Raw genomic sequence first — 16,511 nt, 5'->3', positions numbered from 1 at the left:
TGCGCCGTGGTTCAATATTCGCCGAAACACGCCCTCAGGTAAGTCAAGTCATTAGAGCAGCCGAGAATTCGCCGGAAGGGTCCAGGGGAAGCTATATGGACAGCGCCATGGCGCGGGCAAATCGATCGGGGGACGATGCCGAGATCGCAGATGGCCTCACCCGCCGCGAACACGACATCCTCGCCTTCGAACGTCAGTGGTGGAAATTCGCGGGCGTAAAAGAAGAAGCAATCAAAGAGTTGTTCTCCATGTCGGCGACGCGCTACTACCAGGTGCTCAACGCGCTCGTCGACCGGCCCGAGGCGCTGGCCGCCGACCCGATGCTGGTGAAGCGGTTGCGGCGGCTGCGTGCCAGCCGCCAGAAGGCGCGGGCGGCGCGGCGCCTCGGCTTCGAGGTGACCTGACTCGCTACAGTGGGCTCGATGAAAGAGCGAGTCCCCGACTCCACGGGGCTTCCCCTACGGGCGATGGTGATGGTGCTGTTGTTCCTGGGGGTCATTTTCCTGCTGCTCGGCTGGCAGGCGCTGGGGTCGTCCGGCAGCTCGGATGACGACTCGGCGTCGGCCGCCTCCACGGCGACGGCCACCAGCTCGTCGGCCACGCCGACGAGCGCCAAGCCCGCGGCGAACCAGTCCGAGGTGCAGGTCTACAACATCTCCTCGAAAGAGGGCGTGGCCGCCAAGACCAAGGATCAGCTGACGTCCGCCGGTTTCAAGGTCACCAAGGTCGACAACCTGACCGTGCCGGAGGTGTCGGCGACGACGGTGTACTACACCGATGCCGACGACGAGCACGCGACCGCCGACGCGGTGGGCAAGAACCTGGGCGCGCCGGTCGAACCCCGCATCCCCGCGCTGGCCGGCCAGCCACCCGGGGTCATCGTCCTCGTTACGGGCTGACCCCGCAGCGACTAGGCTTCCGCTATGCCTCAGCTCGCCGGTCACCGCACTGCCGCCGTCACCGTTTCCGCGCTTTCCGCCGCCGCTTGCGTCGCAGTGCTGGGCGCGTGTTCGTCGCCCCAGCACGCCTCGTCCTCGCCGGGCACCACGCCGGCGGTGTGGACCGGTTCGCCGGCGCCGGCGGAGGCCGGCACCCCGGAGGGCGGGCCCGTCGCCGCACCGTCGGGGCCGAGCGTCGTCACGCATTTGAAGGCGCCCGACGGCACCCAGGTCGCGACCGCCACGTTCCAGTTCAACAACGGCTACGCCACCGTCACCATCGAGACGACCGCCAACGGGGTGCTGACGCCCGGCTTCCACGGGGTGCACATCCACAAGGTCGGCAAGTGCGAGCCCAACTCGGTCGCCCCGACCGGCGGCGCGCCGGGCGACTTCCTGTCCGCCGGCGGGCACTTCCAGGCGCCCGGGCACGCCGCCGAGCCCGCCAGCGGTGACCTGACCTCGCTGCAGGTGCGCAAGGACGGGTCGGGGATGCTGATGACCACCACGGACGCCTTCGCCATGGACGACCTGCTCACCGGCGAGAAGACCGCGATCATCATCCACGCCGGCGCCGACAACTTCGCCAACATCCCGCCGGAGCGCTACAGCCAGAGCAACGGAACGCCGGGGCCCGACCAGACGACGATGAGCACGGGTGACGCCGGCAAGCGGGTGGCGTGCGGTGTGATCGGTGCCGGCTAACAGGCATAACGCGCGCATCGATTTCGCCCGTTCGCCGCGGCCGACCCTCGGCGTGGAGTGGGAGTTCGCGCTCGTGGACGCGCAGACGCGCGACCTGAGCAACGAGGCCACGGCGGTGATCGCCGAGATCGGCGAGAACCCGCGCGTGCACAAGGAGTTGCTGCGCAACACCGTCGAGGTCGTCAGCGGCGTGTGCAGATCCGCCGGGGAGGCGATGGGAGATCTGCGCGAGACCCTGGGCCCCACCCACCGGATCGTCCGCGACCGGGGAATGGAGCTGTTCAGCGCCGGCGCCCACCCGTTCGCGCAGTGGTCCACCCAGAAACTCACCGACGCACCGCGGTACGCCGAACTGATCAAGCGCACCCAGTGGTGGGGGCGGCAGATGCTGATCTGGGGCGTGCACGTGCACGTCGGGATCTCCTCGGCGCACAAGGTGATGCCGATCATGACGTCGTTGTTGAAGTACTACCCGCACCTGTTGGCGCTGTCGGCGTCCTCGCCGTGGTGGACGGGCGTGGACACCGGCTACGCCAGCAACCGCGCGATGATGTTCCAGCAGTTGCCTACCGCCGGCCTGCCGTTCCAGTTCCAGACCTGGGCGGAGTTCGAGGGGTTCGTCTACGACCAGAAGAAGACCGGGATCATCGACCATGTCGACGAAGTCCGTTGGGACATCCGGCCTTCGCCGCACCTGGGCACCATCGAGGTGCGGGTCTGCGACGGCGTCTCCAACCTGCGCGAGCTGGGCGCGTTGGTGGCCCTCACGCACTGCCTGGTGGTCGACCTGGACCGCCGGCTGGAGGCCGACGAGACGTTGCCGACCATGCCGCCGTGGCACAACCAGGAGAACAAGTGGCGCGCCGCCCGGTACGGGCTGGACGCGATCATCATCCAGGACGCCGACAGCAACGAGCGCCTCGTCACCGAGGACCTCGACGAGGTGCTGAACCGGCTCGAGCCCGTCGCCGAATCGCTGCATTGCGCCGACGAGCTGGCCGCGGTGGCCGAGATCCCCCGGCGCGGCGCCTCGTATCAGCGGCAGCGCCGCGTCGCCGAGGAACACGACGGCGACCTGCGGGCCGTCGTCGACGCGCTGGTGGGCGAGTTGGAGATCTGATGGAGCTGGCGATGTTTCCGCTGGAGTCGGCGCTGCTGCCCGACCAGGACCTGCCGCTGCGGATCTTCGAGCCCCGCTACGCCGCGCTGGTGCGGCACTGCCTGGACACCGGCGATCCGTTCGGCGTGGTGCTGATCTCGCGCGGACGCGAGGTCGGCGGCGGCGACTCCCGTTGCGAGGTCGGCGTTCTGGCCGCCGTCACCGAATGCGTCGACCACGGTGCGGGCCGGTACTCCGTCCTCTGCCGGACCGGGGAGCGGATCCGGGTGTCGGCGTGGCTGCCCGACGACCCCTACCCGCGGGCGGCGGTGACGCCGTGGCCCGACGAGCCGGGCGAGCCGGTCACCGCGGCCCAGCTGCTCGACGTCGAGGACCGGGCGATGGCCCTGTTCGCGCGGATCGCCGAGGCGCGGGGCGTGCCGCTGCCCGACCGCGCGGCGCTGCTGGGCGAGGACACCGCCGGCGACCCCGGACGGCGCCTGTACGCACTGGCCGTCCGCATCCCGATCGGCACGGCCGACCGGTACACGGTGCTCTCGGCGGCCTCGGCCGCCGAGCGGGCGGCGGCGCTGCGCGAGGCCGTCGACGCGGTCGCCGAGGTGGTGGAGTTCCAGCTCTCCGAATAAAACTGTCCGACAGGGGATTCGATGAAGGTACAGCTGCAGGTCGACGGCTCGCCGGTGCGCGCGGCTGCCAGCGCCGCCGAGATCGCGGCGACGGGCGCCGACGGCCTGTTCACCTTCGAGGGCCAGCACGACGTGTTCTTCCCGCTGGTACTCGCGGCCGGCGCGACCGGGCTCGACCTGATGACCAACGTGGCGATCGCCCCGCCGCGCAGCCCGCTGCACCTGGCCCACGCCGCCTATGACCTGCAGCTCTACAGCGCAGGCCGGTTCCGGCTGGGCCTGGGCTCGCAGGTTAAGGCGCACATCGAAAAGCGTTACGGCAGTAGGTGGGAGAGCCCGGCCGCACTGATGGCCGAAACCGTGGGCGCGATCAAGGCGATCTTCGCGGCCTGGGAAGGGCGGGGCCGCCTGGACTTTCGCGGCGAATTCTTCACCCACACCATCATGGCGCCTAACTTCAACCCGGGCCCCAACCCGTTCGGGCCGCCGCCGGTGCTGCTGGGCGCGCTGGGGCCGGTGATGACGCGCACGGCCGCGGAGGTGGCCGACGGCCTGCTGGTGATGCCGTTCAACAGCGCCCGCCACTTCGCCGAGCGCACCGTCCCCGCGATCGCCGAGGGGCTGCGCCGCGCGGGGCGGACGGCCGACGGTTTCCAGATCATCGCCCAGGCCATGGTCGCCGTCGGCCGCGACGACGCCGACCTGTCCGCCGCGATCGACGGTGTGGCGGCGCTGATTTCGTTCTACGGCTCGACGCCCGCCTATCTGCCCGTCCTCGAGGCCGAGGGGTGGGCCGACGCGCAGCCCGAGCTCAACGCGCTGTCCAAACAGGGCCGGTTCGCCGAGATGCGCCGCCTCATCGGCGACGAGGTGGTGGCCCGGATCGGGATCGTCGGCACCCCGGAGGAATGCGCGCGCCAGATCGCCGACCGGTTCTCCGGACACGCCGGCGAGGTGTGCTGCTACTTCCCTGGTTACACGCCGGCGGCCGCGGACCTCGCCGACCTGATCGGCGCCCTGCACCGCACCCCGGCCCTGCGATGAGCCCGGATCTGACGGTCGCCGTCGAGGCGGGCGTGGCGGTACTCACGCTGAACAGACCCGAGCGGCTCAACGCCTACACCGCCGAGATGGGCGCGCTGCTCAGCCGGGCGTACGCCGACTGCGACGGCGACGACGACGTCCGGGCCATCGTCGTCACCGGCGCGGGCGGCGCCTTCTGCGCCGGGGCCGACTTCTCCGGCGGCACAAGCCCGTTCGACGCCGCCGGCGACGGGTTCTCGGCCTCGCCGATCACCCCGGCGGCGTTCGAACTGCGCAAGCCGGTGATCGCCGCCGTCAACGGCCACGCGATCGGCATCGGACTGACCATCGCCCTGCAGGCCGACCTGCGCGTCGTCGCCGACGACGCCAAATACGCGGTGGTGCAGGTCCGCCGGGGCGTGATCCCCGACTGCATGGCGCACTGGACGCTGGCCCAGCTGACCACGCTGGGCGTCGCGGCGGACATCCTGCTCACCGGGCGAACCTTCGGCGGGGCCGAGGCCGTGCGGCTCGGCATCGCCAGCCGGGCCCTGCCCGCCGGCCAGGTGCTCGACCACGCGGTCGCGGTGGCCCGCGACATCGCCGTCAACGTGGCGCCGATGTCGGCGGCCCTGACCAAGCGGCTGCTGTGGGACACCGCGATCAACGGCTACCCCCCGCGCCAGGTCGCCGCGCTGGAATCGCAGCTGCACCACCGGGTGATGGGCACCGCCGACGCGCGTGAAGGGGTCGCCGCGTTCCTGGAGCACCGGCCGCCGTCGTTCACCTCCCGGCTGTCCCGCGAGTGGACGCCGTTGCCGGGGACGTAAGTTTCGAGCGTGCGCTGGCGCACTCGAGTGTGCGTCCAGAGCGGGAATCCGCCGCCAACACCGCCCCACGCTCACCCGCGAATTCGTGGCCGCACACTCGTTTCACGTGCTGTCGCAACACCGCTCGGAGAGCTCCCACCACCGGGCCGCGCGCGCCGCGTCGCGGGCGTAGGGCGCGGGTTCGCCGACCCGGCAGTCTTCGAGATACAAGCCGCCCCGGCCGGCCAGCTCCGGGCCGACAGCCGCCCACACCTGGGTGGCCGCGCCGCGATCGGGCGCGACGACGTCCAGGGGCCCGGCGGCCAACTCGCGCAGCCGCGCGAAGTCGGCCCTGGACATGTGGCGCGCCAACGAAGTGCCGACGGTGCCGGGATGGACGGCGTAGGCGCGGATGCCGCGGTCGCGCAGGCGGCGGTCGGCCTCCACGGCGTGCAGGATGTTCGCCGTCTTCGACGCGCCGTAGGCGACGAACTTGTCGTAGTCGCGCCGCTCCCAATGCGGATCGTCGAAGTCGACGTCGCCCAGGGCGTGACCGCCCGACGACAGGTTGACGATCCGGGCCTCACCGGCGGCGGCGAGCTGCGGGACGAGCAGCCGGGTGAGCTCGAAATGCCCGAAATGATTGGTGCCCGTCTGCATCTCGAAGCCGTCGCGCGTCCTGCCGAACGGCGTGAACATCACGCCGGCGTTGTTCATCAGCACGTCGACGGCCGGGGCGATGTCGTGGATCGCGCGAGCCGCCGCCCGCACGCCGGCCAGCGCGGTGAGGTCGAGCTCGACGGTCGAGGTGCGCGCGCCCGGCACCTCGGCGGCGATCCACCCGGCCGTCTCGGCCAGGGCCGCGAGGTTGCGCGCGGCCAGGACGACGCGCGCGCCAGCGGCGGCCAGCGCCCGGGCCGACTCGCGCCCCAGCCCGGAGGACGCGCCGGTGACCACACAGACCCTGCCGGACAGGTCGATTCCGTCGACGACATCGCGCGCGGTCGGGTGCCCGGTCATGCCGCTATAGGCTGCCATACCGCGGCGCGGGCCATCAGCCGCGGCGCCACGGCCCGATGCAGCGGGCCGACGACGGCCCAGACGGTTCGGGCGGTGAGCTTGCGGCGGTAATGCACGCGGGTGGTGAGGCCGGCGCGCCGGTCGTCGCGGCGCCGCAGTGTCAGCTCGCCGGCCATCAGCGGCCCGCTCGCGGTCAGCACGAGCTCGTCGGGATCCGAGCGGGCGATCGTCCAGCCGATCAGGTGATCGGGCGACGAAGGTGGCCCGAGGGCGAACCGCAGGACGTGGCGGTGGATCCACAAGACGGCGCCCCCACCGGATCCACGCCCCACCGCATCGCGGAACGTCTCCTCGGCGGTGCGCGAATCACCTTGGGGGAGAGGGACTTCGAAGATGTCGGTGTAGTCGGCCCGCTCGGCGGCACGCGCGATCCGGTTCAGCGTCCACCGGACGGCGACGCGGTGCCCACCCGTGCCGATGACGAGTGCCCGGTAGGCCCTGCCGTGCGGGCCGGGAAAGGCCGCCCAGGTGGCCGCGCGCACCAGGGTGCGCGTGCCCGTCAGGGGCTCCAATTCGAACACCCATCGGTACACCGCGAACGGGTGCCGGCCCTTCAGCGCGAACCGCGCGGGCGGTCGCGCCTCGTCCAGCACGAAGCCGGCCGGCACGGTCGCCGGGTCGCCCGGGTCCCGGCACAGCACCCGCAGCAGCGCGGCCCACGTGTCCGCGCGCCCGGCGGCGACGGTTATGGCATGCTCATCGATATAGGGTAATCGTTCCATATAGAAGGAATGTACTAGATCGTGGCGCCTCCGCGGAAGCACGAAACCGATGTGATCCTCGACGCCGCGCGGGCGCTGGTGCTCGACGGCGGACCCCGGGCGGCCAGCGTCGCCGCCATCGCCAAGGCCAGCGGCGCCCCCGCCGGCACCCTGTATCACCGGTTCGGCAACCGCGACGGCATCCTGACGGCGGCGTGGCTGCGGGCGCTCGAACGCTTCCAGGCGCGGGCGCTGGCCGCGCACGGCGAGACACCCACGGACACCGCCGTCGCGATGGCCGTGGCCGCCGTCAGCTTCGCGCGCGAGCTGCCCGGGGACGCCCGGCTGTTGTTGACGATCCGGCCCGGCGACCTGCTCGACGAGGAACCCGACGCGGCGTTCCGGGAGACGCTGGCCGCGATGAACGCGCCGCTGACCGAGCGGATCGCGGTGCTGGCCCGCCGGCTGTACGGGAACGACAAGCCGCGCTCGGTCGACGCGGTCGCGCGGGCGGTGGCGGACCTGCCCTACGCGGTGGTGCGCCGGCACGCCCACGACGACCCGATGCCCGCCTGGCTGGAAGACGACGTCGCGGCGTCGGCGCTGGCCGTGCTACGGAGCTTCGGCGAAGGCCCGTAGCGCCTCCAGCTGCGCGGGATCCAGTGAGGGGCGCACGACCTGGCGCGCGGCCGCGATGTCGGCGGCCGTCACGTCGGTGGCGTCGATGGAGCGCCGCATCGCGGTCAGCGCCGCCTCGCGCAGCAGCGCCACGCAGTCGGCGGCGCTGTAGCCGGCCAGCCCGGCGGCGACCTCGTCGAGGTCGACGTCGTCGCTGAGCGGGACGGATTTGCCCGCGGTGCGCAGGATTTCGCGGCGGGCGGCGGCGTCGGGCGGTTCGACGAACACCCGGCGCTCCAGCCGGCCCGGGCGCAGCAGCGCCGGGTCGATCAGGTCCGGCCGGTTGGTGGCGCCCAGCACGACGACGTCGCGCAGCGGGTTGACGCCGTCGAGCTCGGTGAGCAGCGCAGCGACCACCCGGTCGCTCACGCCCGAGTCGAAGCTCTGCCCGCGCCGGGGCGCCAGCGCGTCGATCTCGTCGAGGAACACCAGCGACGGGGCGGAGTCGCGGGCGCGCCGAAACAGTTCGCGGACGGCCTTTTCCGAGCTGCCCACCCACTTGTCCATCAGCTCGGAACCCTTGACGGCGTGCACCGACAGCTGCCCGGTGCTGGCCAGCGCGCGCACCACGAAGGTCTTGCCGCAGCCTGGCGGCCCGTACAGCAGCACCCCGCGCGGCGGTTCGACGCCCAGCCGGGCGAAGGTGTCGGGGTGCTGCAGCGGCCACAGCACGGCCTCGGTCAGCGCCTGCCTGGCCTCGGCCATGTCGCCGACGTCGTCGAGGGTCACGTTGCCGACGGTCACCTCCTCGCTGGCCGAGCGGGACAGCGGCCGGATGACCGTCAGCGCGCCGAGCAGGTCCTCCTGGCTCAGCTCGGGCGGCCGGCCGTCGGTGCTGGCCCGCGACGCCGCCCGCAGCGCCGCCTCCCGCAGCAGCGCGGCCAGGTCGGCGACCACGAAACCCGGTGTGCGCGCGGCGATCTCGTTCAGGTCGAGCGCACCGGCCGGCACCTGTTTGAGCAGCGACTCCAGCAGCGCCTTGCGGGTGCCGGCGTCGGGTAGCGGCAGGCTCAGCTCCCGGTCGCACAGGTCCGGCGCGCGCAGCCGGGCGTCGAGCTGGTCGGGCCGGGCGGAGGTGGCGATCAGCGCGACGCCCTCGGTGGCCACCGCGGTGCGCAGCTCGCCCAGGATCAGGGCGGCCACCGGCTCGGGGGTGGCCGGCAGCAGCGCGTCGACGTCGGTGATCAACAGCACGCCGCCGCCGTCGCGGACGGCCCGCACCGCCGAACCGACGGTCTTGAGCCGGTCGTCGGGCGCCAGCGCCCCCACCTCCGGGCCGTCCAGTTTGACCAGCCTGCGGCCGTCGCACACCGCGCGCACCAGCGTCACCTTGCCGACCCCGGCCGGGCCAGACACCAGCACGCCGAGGTTGGCGCCGGCGCCCAGCGTCTTGAGCAGGTGCGGCTCGTCGAGCGCGAGCTTGAGCCATTCGGCGAGCTTGGCCGCCTGCGGCTGCGATCCCTTCAGCTCCTCGACGACGGTCTCCGGGCTGGCGACGTCGACGAACTCCCGCGACAGCGCGGCCCCGGACGGCACCGCGCTGCCCCAGGTGACCAGCGAGTTGGGCTGCACGCTGACCGGCCCCCGCGGGTCGACCCCGGTGACGGTCAGCAGCTCCGAGGTCCAGCTGATGCCGACCGAGGCGGCCAGCGCGCGGGTGGCGGCCGACGTTGAGGTTCCCGGGCCGAGATCGCGGGGCAGCAGCGACACGGCGTCGCCGACGGTCAGCACCTTGCCCAGCAGCGCCTGCCGCAGGGTGACCGGCGAGATCGACTGGCTGGCCAGCGACGAGCCGGACAGCGTCACCGAGCGGGCGCCGTAGACGGTGACCGCGCCGACGATCACCGCGGTGCCCTCGCGCAGCCCGGCGTTGGACAACGTCACGTCGTCGAGCAGCGCCGTGCCGACCGGGGTATCCGGCCCGGCCAGCCCCACCACCGCCGCGGTGGTCCGCGAGCCCGTCAGCGCCACCGCGTCCCACTCCCGGATGCCCAGCGCGGCGACCGCGCTCGGATGCAAGCGGACGACGCCGCGCCGCGAGTCGACGGCGGAGGTGTTCAACCGCGCGGTGAGCGTGAGCTGACGGGCCGCTTCGTCGCCCGGCAGGCTCATGGCAGGCGCCCACCCGGCTTGCGCAGCCCCAGCCGCGCCATCGACCGGCGGTGCGGCTGCGCCCGGCGGATCGCCCGGCGGGCGGCGCGCCGCTGCCTGGGTTCGTCGGCCCACGCCTCGGGGTGCGCCGCCAGCCAGCGCTGGTTGCGCACGGCGAACGGCACGTGGCACAGGTAGGCGACGATGATGACCCAGATCAACAGGTAGGGCGCCAGCACCGCGGCGGCCGCGCAGATCGCCAGCAGCGCCAGCAGCGGGGCGGCCCAGCTGGGCGGCACGGCGGCGGCGTGCATCTTGCGCATCGGGATCTTGCTGATCATCAGCATCGACGTCCCCGTGATCCAGATGCACAGGAACGCCGTCGACGTCCACCAGCCCTCGCCGAACTGCAGCTTGAGCCCGACCAGGCCGATCATCGAGATCGCGCCCGCCGGCGCCGGCATGCCGACGAAGAACTCGTGGGTGTACGCCGGCTGGCTGCCGTCGGCCTGCAGCGCGTTGTAGCGGGCCAGCCGCAACACGACGCACACCGCGTACAGCAGGATCACCACCCAGCCGGCCGGGGACCTGCCGAGCAGGGTCACGTAGAGCACGATCGCCGGGGTCACCCCGAAGTTCACCGCGTCGGCCAGCGAGTCGATCTCCTCGCCCATTCGCGACTGGGCGTCCAGGATGCGGGCCACCCGGCCGTCCAGCCCGTCCAGGATGGCGGCCGCCGCGATCAGCGCCATCGCCGCCTTGGGCTGGTGTTCGAGGGCGAACCTGATCGCGGTCAGCCCCGCGCAGATCGACAGCACGGTCATCGCGCTGGGCAGGATCTGCAGGTTGACCGACCGCCTGCCGCGCGGCTTGCTGATCATGGCAGCTCGGCCAGCACGGTCTCGCCGGCGATCGCGCGCTGGCCCTCCCGGACCAACGGTTCGGCGCCCGCCGGCAGGTAGGTGTCGAGCCGGGAGCCGAACCGGATCAGGCCGTAGGTGTCGCCGACCGTCAGCTTGTCCCCGACCCGCGCGTCGCAGATGATGCGCCGCGCCAACAGCCCGGCCACCTGCACCGCCACCACCTCGGCGCCGGTGGGGGTGCGGATCCGCAGGCTGGTGCGTTCGTTCTCGGTGCTGGCGGCGGCCAGGTCGGCCGACCCGAAACGCCCGGGCCGGTGCTGCATGGCGACCACCTCACCGCTCACCGGCGCGCGCTGGACGTGGGCGTCCAGCAGCGAAAGGAAGATGCTGACCCGCGGCAGCGGCGCGTCGCCCATGCCGAGTTCGGCGGGCGGGGCGGCGGCGTCGATCACGCACACCACCCCGTCGGCCGGCGCGACGATCGCGCCGGGGCGGGTCGGCGGCACCCGCGGCGGATGGCGGAAGAACCCCGCGCAGGCGCCCGCCGCCAGCAGGCCGGTCCGCCGTATCCACCGGTGTTTGCGGCCGGCCAGCGCCACCGCCAGGCCGGCGGCGATGAACGGGCGGCCGGCCGGATGCACCGGCGGGACGGTCGAGCGCACCAACTCCAACGCGTGCTGGGGGCTGAACGTCGGATCCTCGGCCGTGGGGCCGATAGGGCGGGGGCGTCGTGCCACGCGGCCATCTTACGAAAGGAGCGGCCGGTTGGTTCCCGCCCGCACGGGGAACGCCCACCTTCGATATGGATCCGATCGATCAGGTGTCGCCGCGGCTGCGCCGCGCCAAGATCGCCGTCACCGCGGTGTTCGTGGCCCACGCCATGGCGTTCTCCTCGTGGGCCGCCCACATCCCCCAGGTCAAGGCCGACCTCGGCCTGTCCGACGCGGCGTTGGGGACGGCGCTGTTCGGGGCGCCGCTCGGGTCGGTGATCGCCACGCTGGGCAGCCACTGGGCGCTGCCGCGCTGGGGCAGCCACCGGCTGGTTCCCGTGACGGCCGCCGGCTACGCGCTGGCGGGGACCAGCGTGGGGCTGGCCCGGTCCGGGGCGTGGCTGTTCGCGGCGCTGGCGGTGTGGGGGATGTTCCAGGGCGGGCTGGACGTCGCGATGAACACCCAGGCGGGCACGGTCGAGCGCCGGGCGCACGCGCCCATCATGGCCCGCTTCCACGGCATGTGGAGCCTGGGCGCGTTGCTGGGCGCGCTGATCGGCGCCGGGTGCGTCGGCGCGGGCGTCGGCCTGACACCGCAGTTGGCGGGGGTCGGGCTGCTGGTGCTGATCGTGGTGGCGGCGACGGCGCGCGGGCTGATCCCGGACCCCGCGGCCGCGGCGCCGCCCCCGCCGGGGTCCGGGCGGGCCTGGCTGACGTCGGCCGTCGCGATCCTCGCCGCGGTCGCCTTCGTGTCGTTCCTGTGCGAGGGCGCCGCCACCGACTGGTCGGCCAATTACCTGCGCAACGTCGTCGGCGCCGGTTCCGGGGTCGCCGCGTTGAGCTACGCGGCCTACACGTTGACGATGGTCGTCACCCGGTTGGGCGCGGTTCGCCTGCACGCGCGGCTGTCGGCCCGCCGGTTGCTGCCGGCGCTCGCGCTGTTCGCCGCGGCGGGCATGAGCGTGACGCTGGCGACGGCGAATCCCGCTGTCAGCGTTGCCGGTTTCGCGTGCCTGGGGGTCGGGGTGGCGCTGCTGGTGCCGACCGCGTTCAGCGCCGCCTACGGCGCGGGCGGGGCGGGCTCGGCGATCGCGCTCGTCGCCGCGACGGGCTGGCTGGGCTACCTGCTCGGGCCGCCGCTGATCGGCCATCTGGCCGACCGGGTCGGGCTGTCGGCGGCCCTGGCGACGATCCCGGTGCTGATGACGGTCGTCGCCGTCGCGATCCGATGCGCCGCCGCGTTCGACCGGGCGGACGAATTCCACCGGCAGGTGGCCACCCCCGCGGGTTAGGTCAGGTCCCAGACCTGCAGCTCGGTTCCCTCCGACACCTCCACCACGTCCTCGGGGATGTCGAGCAGCGCGTTCGCCGACGCCAGCCAGCGCAGGTGATGCGAGGCCGGCGGGCCGTAACTGATCACGGTGCCCGCGTCGCGGTCCAGCACCGCCCGGCGGAATTGCCGCTTGCCGCGCGGCGAGGTGAGCGACTCGGTGAGCACGGCGGCCCGGTGCGGCCGGTCCGGGTCGGGCAGGCCCATCGCGGTGCGCAGCGCGGGCCGGATGAACACCTCGAAGGACACCAGCGCGCTGACCGGGTTGCCGGGCAGGGTGACGATCGTCGTGCCACGTACCCGGCCGATGCCTTGCGGCATGCCCGGCTGCATCGCCACCTTGACGAACTCCACACCCTGGTCGCCGTCGCGGCCGAACGCGTCCTTGACCACCTCGTAGGCGCCGGCGCTGACCCCGCCGCTGGTGATGATCAGGTCGGCCTGGCCGGCATGCCGGTCGATGAGCGAGCCGAACTGCGCGACATCGTCTTCGGCGGTCGCCACCTCGATCACGTCGGCGCCGGCGTCGCGGACGGCCGCGGCCAGCATGATCGAGTTGGACTCGTAGATCTGCCCCGGCCGCAGCGAGCCGCCCGGCGGCACCAGCTCGGAGCCGGTCGATATCACCAGCACCCGCTGGCGCGGCAGCACCGGCAGCCCGGCCATACCCAGCGCCGCGGCCAGGCCGAGCACGGCGGGGGTGACCACCTGGCCGCGCCGCAGCACCGTGGTGCCGGGAGCGACGTCCTCGCCCGCGCGCCGGATGTGCTTGCCGGGCTCGCGCGGCGCGCGGATGGACACGACGTCCACGCCGCCGTCGGTGTCCTCGACCGGCACGACGGCCGTCGCGCCGGCGGGCAGCGGCGCGCCGGTCATGATGCGGTGCGCGGTACCGGGTCGCAGCGTCAGCTCGTCGGTGCGCCCGGCGGGGATGTCCTCGGCGACCTCGAGCACCACCGGGTGCTCGGGGGAGGCGCCCGAGGTGTCCTCGGCGCGCACCGCGTACCCGTCCATCGCGGAGTTGTCGAAGACCGGCAGCGCCAGCGTCGCGACCACGTCGTCGGCCAGCACCAGCCCCTGCGCCTCGGCGAGCGCGGCGGTGGCCGCCGGCCGGGGACGGATCAGTTCGGATACGACGCGCTGATGTTCTTCGACCGACCGCACCCGCCCATTATCGGCGGCCGGAATCCGCGAGCTGACCCCGGTGACGCCGGGCGGCCGACGTAAGGTTGAGAACGTGATTACCGGGTTGGCCCACACCGGGGTGTGCGTTCCCGACTGCGAGGCCGCGGTGGCGTTCTACCGCGATGTATTGGGCCTGCGTGTGCTCTCGCCGCCCTACGTCATGACCGGTAATGCCATTCGCGACGACATGGGCGAGCTGGTCTCCGACCCGAGCATGAAGGCGGCCATCGTCGGGTTCGGCGACGACGGTGACCGGGTGCTCGAGGTGATCGAATACCTCGACGTCGACGGCGCCGGGGGCGCCGCACGGGCCCTCACCGATCATGGGCTGTCCCACGTCGGGCTGATGTGTGCCGACCTCGACGCCACCCGGGCGGAACTCGAGAGCAAGGGCGTGCGCTTCCTGGTCAGCGGGATCGCGGAGGTCGCGCGGGTCCGCACCGCCTGGTTCGCCGACCCGTGGGGCGTGGTGTTCATCCTGGTGGAGAAGAGCCGCCCGCAGCGACCGTACTTCGCGCAATGGGACTAGATGGGTAGGCAGCCGCGAGTCGGGATCATCGGCGCGGGCGCCGGCGGCATCGCCATGGGCATCCAGCTGGCCCAGGGCGGCTACGAGTTCGCCATCTTCGACCGGGCCCACGGATTCGGCGGGACCTGGCGCCACAACACTTTTCCGGGGGCGGCCTGCGACGTCCCGTCGCACCTGTACTCGTATTCCTTTGCGCCCAACCCGCGGTGGAGCAAGACCTACGCCAACCAGCCCGAGATCCTGGCCTACCTGGAGAAGGTCGCCGCCGACCATCGGCTGGGGCCGCGCCTGCGGGCGAACACCGCGGTGGCTTCCGCGCGCTGGTCGGACACCGGGCGGTGCTGGACGCTGACCGACACCGACGGCCGTGAGCACCGGTTCGACGTGGTGGTCAGCGCCGTCGGGATGCTCGACGTGCCCCACGTCCCGGACATCCCGGGGGCGCAGCGCTTCCGAGGCCGCCGATTCCATTCGGCGCGGTGGGACCACAGCAGGTCGACGGCCGGGGAGCGGGTGGCCTCCATCGGCACCGGCGCCAGCGCCATCCAGTACGTGCCCGCGATCGCGCGGGAGACCGCGCACCTGACCGTGTTTCAGCGGACCCCGATCTGGATCGCGCCCCGCTTCGACTTCCCGTTCACGCCCGAGCAGCACGAGCTGTTCGAGCGCGACCCGGCCCTGGCGCGCAAGCTGCGCGACGAGGCCTTCGACGCCTACGAGTCGGCCACCTTCGACGTCGACGCCGCGCAGACCCGCGAGGCGACCGAGCTGGCCCGCAGTTACCTGATGCGCAAGGTCGCCGACCCCGCGCTGCGCGCCAAGCTGACACCGGACTACCCCGCCGGCTGCAAGCGGCCGCTGATGTCACGCGACTGGTACCCCACGTTCGCGTTGCCCAACGTCAGCCTGGAGACCACCGCGATCGCCGAGCTGACCGAACGCGGGGTGCGCACGGTCGACGGCATGGAGCACCGGGTGGACACCATCATCTACGGCACGGGGTTCAAGGCCGCCGATTATCTCGCCAGCATCGACGTGTACGGGACCGGCGGCCGCCGCCTCGCCGACGACTGGAGCGACGGCGCCGAGGCGTACCTGGGCACGCTGGTGGCGGGCTACCCGAACTTCTTCACGCTGTACGGCCCCAACACCAACGGGGTCAACTCGATCATCTACATCCACGAGGCGCAGACGACGTTCGTCCGCCACATCCTCGACGCGATGACGGGGCGCGGCGCGCGCACCGTGGAGGTGACGCCCGGCGCGCAGCGCCGCTACAACGACGAGATCCAGGCCGCCATGACCGGCAAGGTATGGCTGGCGTGCAGCAACTACTTCCGGCATCCCAGCGGCAAGGTGGTCACCCAATTGCCGTACAGCGGGCGCACTTTCTTCGAGCGCACCCGCGAGCTGGTCGACGCGGATTACCGCTGGGGCGGGTGACCCCCCCGACCCGCGAGGTGATCCGCAGCGGCGACCGCGACCGCTTGATCCGGGCCGCGGCCCGCACCGGCGCGCTCATCGCCGCATCGAGTTTCTGCCGCGCCGATGCCGCCGCCCGGTTCGACGGCTTCTTTGCCCGCACAGCGACACCCTAGCTACTGCACCCAGTAGTTGTCGTGGCGAACGAACCACTCCCTGCGCTCGTCGTCGGTCATGTCGGCCAGCGCCCCGAAGCCCTCGAAATAGGCCTCCCGCGGCGCGCCCGGGGCGAAGAGCATGAGGATGGACGCCGGTTCGTCGGCCTGGTTGCGGAAGCCGTGCACCCCGCCGGGCGGGACATAGAGGAAGTCGCCCTGGTGGCCGTCGGCCCACCGGGTGCCGTCGTAGAGCGTCATCGTCCCGGACAGCACGAAGAAGGCCTCCGACATCGCCCGGTGAAAGTGCGGGCCGGGGCCCCCGCCGGCCGGCGGGAGGTCGACCCGGTACAGCCCGTAGTCGCCGTCGGTCGCCCGCTGGTCGGCCAGGTAGTGGTACTTGACGCCCCCGGTCTCGTAGTCGGGTGGCGAGTCGGCGCGCTTGAGCCAGGCGCTGACCTCCGGCTCGTCTGCGGTGTAGCGGGGCGGGGGATAGGGCGGCACGACGAGGGACATCTGCCCAGCGTGCCAGCTAGCATCGCCGGG

At 72.6% G+C, this 16,511-nt stretch carries 19 protein-coding genes; 12 read left to right on the top strand and 7 right to left on the bottom strand.

Going from position 1 to position 16,511, the window contains the following annotated elements; genetic code table 11:
* The first annotated feature begins 95 nt into the window (after nt 1–95).
* The 7 genes from napA to BST44_RS11845 are packed head-to-tail and all read left to right on the top strand — an operon-like array spanning nt 96 to nt 5,242.
* Nucleotides 96–404, top strand: a complete 309-nt coding sequence (napA, locus tag BST44_RS11875) for a nucleoid-associated protein NapA (protein ID WP_007167558.1) — start codon at nt 96–98, stop codon at nt 402–404.
* A gap of 18 nt (nt 405–422) precedes the next feature.
* Nucleotides 423–899 carry a LytR C-terminal domain-containing protein gene (locus BST44_RS11870; protein ID WP_083177306.1) on the top strand — a complete coding sequence of 159 codons (477 nt, stop codon included), beginning with the start codon at nt 423–425 and terminating at the stop codon, nt 897–899.
* 24 nt (nt 900–923) lie between these two features.
* Nucleotides 924–1,643 carry a superoxide dismutase[Cu-Zn] gene (sodC, locus tag BST44_RS11865; protein ID WP_083177305.1) on the top strand — a complete coding sequence of 240 codons (720 nt, stop codon included), beginning with the start codon at nt 924–926 and terminating at the stop codon, nt 1,641–1,643.
* Complete coding sequence (locus BST44_RS11860) at nt 1,633–2,763, top strand: glutamate--cysteine ligase (protein ID WP_083177304.1); 1,131 nt, start codon at nt 1,633–1,635, stop codon at nt 2,761–2,763. The genes sodC and BST44_RS11860 overlap by 11 nt, the downstream gene beginning before the upstream one ends.
* Complete coding sequence (locus BST44_RS11855) at nt 2,763–3,389, top strand: LON peptidase substrate-binding domain-containing protein (RefSeq protein ID WP_083177303.1); 627 nt, start codon at nt 2,763–2,765, stop codon at nt 3,387–3,389. The genes BST44_RS11860 and BST44_RS11855 overlap by 1 nt, the downstream gene beginning before the upstream one ends.
* A 21-nt stretch (nt 3,390–3,410) precedes the next feature.
* Nucleotides 3,411–4,433: a TIGR03617 family F420-dependent LLM class oxidoreductase gene (locus BST44_RS11850; protein ID WP_083177302.1), complete on the top strand. Its 1,023-nt coding sequence runs from the start codon at nt 3,411–3,413 to the stop codon at nt 4,431–4,433.
* The gene (locus BST44_RS11845) at nt 4,430–5,242 is read left to right on the top strand and encodes an enoyl-CoA hydratase/isomerase family protein (protein ID WP_083177301.1); all 813 of its coding nucleotides are present in this window, start codon (nt 4,430–4,432) and stop codon (nt 5,240–5,242) included. The genes BST44_RS11850 and BST44_RS11845 overlap by 4 nt, the downstream gene beginning before the upstream one ends.
* 102 nt (nt 5,243–5,344) lie before the next feature.
* On the opposite strand, the gene BST44_RS11840 is transcribed toward BST44_RS11845, so the two are convergent.
* Both BST44_RS11840 and BST44_RS11835 read right to left on the bottom strand, forming a co-directional pair.
* A complete protein-coding gene (locus tag BST44_RS11840) occupies nt 5,345–6,241 on the bottom strand; it encodes an SDR family NAD(P)-dependent oxidoreductase (protein ID WP_083177300.1) in 897 nt (298 codons plus the stop codon).
* On the bottom strand, nt 6,238–7,023 hold the full coding sequence (locus tag BST44_RS11835; RefSeq protein ID WP_083177299.1) for a DUF2867 domain-containing protein: 786 nt from the start codon (nt 7,021–7,023) through the stop codon (nt 6,238–6,240). The genes BST44_RS11840 and BST44_RS11835 overlap by 4 nt, the downstream gene beginning before the upstream one ends.
* A gap of 21 nt (nt 7,024–7,044) precedes the next feature.
* On the opposite strand from BST44_RS11835, the gene BST44_RS11830 reads away from it, so the two are divergent.
* Nucleotides 7,045–7,641 carry a TetR/AcrR family transcriptional regulator gene (locus tag BST44_RS11830; protein ID WP_083177298.1) on the top strand — a complete coding sequence of 199 codons (597 nt, stop codon included), beginning with the start codon at nt 7,045–7,047 and terminating at the stop codon, nt 7,639–7,641.
* Here the strand turns inward: BST44_RS11830 and BST44_RS11825 are convergent.
* Genes BST44_RS11825 through BST44_RS11815 form a run of 3 tightly spaced genes read right to left on the bottom strand, consistent with a single transcriptional unit; the run spans nt 7,615 to nt 11,371 of the window.
* Nucleotides 7,615–9,792 (bottom strand): AAA family ATPase, encoded by a 2,178-nt coding sequence (locus BST44_RS11825; protein WP_083177297.1) that lies wholly within the window; start codon nt 9,790–9,792, stop codon nt 7,615–7,617. The two genes, BST44_RS11830 and BST44_RS11825, sit on opposite strands and share 27 nt — an antisense overlap.
* Nucleotides 9,789–10,652, bottom strand: a complete 864-nt coding sequence (pssA, locus tag BST44_RS11820; RefSeq protein ID WP_083177296.1) for a CDP-diacylglycerol--serine O-phosphatidyltransferase — start codon at nt 10,650–10,652, stop codon at nt 9,789–9,791. The genes BST44_RS11825 and pssA overlap by 4 nt, the downstream gene beginning before the upstream one ends.
* On the bottom strand, nt 10,649–11,371 hold the full coding sequence (locus BST44_RS11815; protein WP_083177295.1) for a phosphatidylserine decarboxylase: 723 nt from the start codon (nt 11,369–11,371) through the stop codon (nt 10,649–10,651). The genes pssA and BST44_RS11815 overlap by 4 nt, the downstream gene beginning before the upstream one ends.
* A gap of 65 nt (nt 11,372–11,436) precedes the next feature.
* On the opposite strand from BST44_RS11815, the gene BST44_RS11810 reads away from it, so the two are divergent.
* On the top strand, nt 11,437–12,636 hold the full coding sequence (locus tag BST44_RS11810) for an MFS transporter (RefSeq protein ID WP_083177294.1): 1,200 nt from the start codon (nt 11,437–11,439) through the stop codon (nt 12,634–12,636).
* Here BST44_RS11810 and moeA read toward each other — a convergent pair.
* Entirely contained in the window at nt 12,633–13,838 is a 1,206-nt protein-coding gene (moeA, locus tag BST44_RS11805) for a molybdopterin molybdotransferase MoeA (protein WP_083177293.1), read from the bottom strand. The two genes, BST44_RS11810 and moeA, sit on opposite strands and share 4 nt — an antisense overlap.
* Nucleotides 13,839–13,911: 73 nt before the next feature.
* Here moeA and BST44_RS11800 point away from each other — a divergent pair, with 73 nt between their 5' ends.
* Genes BST44_RS11800 through BST44_RS30090 form a run of 3 tightly spaced genes read left to right on the top strand, consistent with a single transcriptional unit; the run spans nt 13,912 to nt 15,986 of the window.
* Entirely contained in the window at nt 13,912–14,388 is a 477-nt protein-coding gene (locus BST44_RS11800; RefSeq protein WP_083177292.1) for a VOC family protein, read from the top strand.
* Nucleotides 14,389–15,831: a flavin-containing monooxygenase gene (locus BST44_RS11795; protein ID WP_083177291.1), complete on the top strand. Its 1,443-nt coding sequence runs from the start codon at nt 14,389–14,391 to the stop codon at nt 15,829–15,831. It abuts the gene before it with no gap.
* Nucleotides 15,828–15,986 carry a hypothetical protein gene (locus BST44_RS30090; protein ID WP_158086651.1) on the top strand — a complete coding sequence of 53 codons (159 nt, stop codon included), beginning with the start codon at nt 15,828–15,830 and terminating at the stop codon, nt 15,984–15,986. The genes BST44_RS11795 and BST44_RS30090 overlap by 4 nt, the downstream gene beginning before the upstream one ends.
* Here BST44_RS30090 and BST44_RS11790 read toward each other — a convergent pair whose 3' ends face one another.
* Nucleotides 15,987–16,481: a cupin domain-containing protein gene (locus BST44_RS11790; protein ID WP_083177290.1), complete on the bottom strand. Its 495-nt coding sequence runs from the start codon at nt 16,479–16,481 to the stop codon at nt 15,987–15,989.
* Between the last annotated feature and the right edge of the window lie 30 nt (nt 16,482–16,511).

The sequence above is a fragment of the Mycobacterium scrofulaceum genome, from assembly GCF_002086735.1.
Classification (GTDB): Bacteria; Actinomycetota; Actinomycetes; order Mycobacteriales; family Mycobacteriaceae; genus Mycobacterium; species Mycobacterium scrofulaceum.
This window is presented reverse-complemented; position numbering and strand designations above follow the sequence as displayed.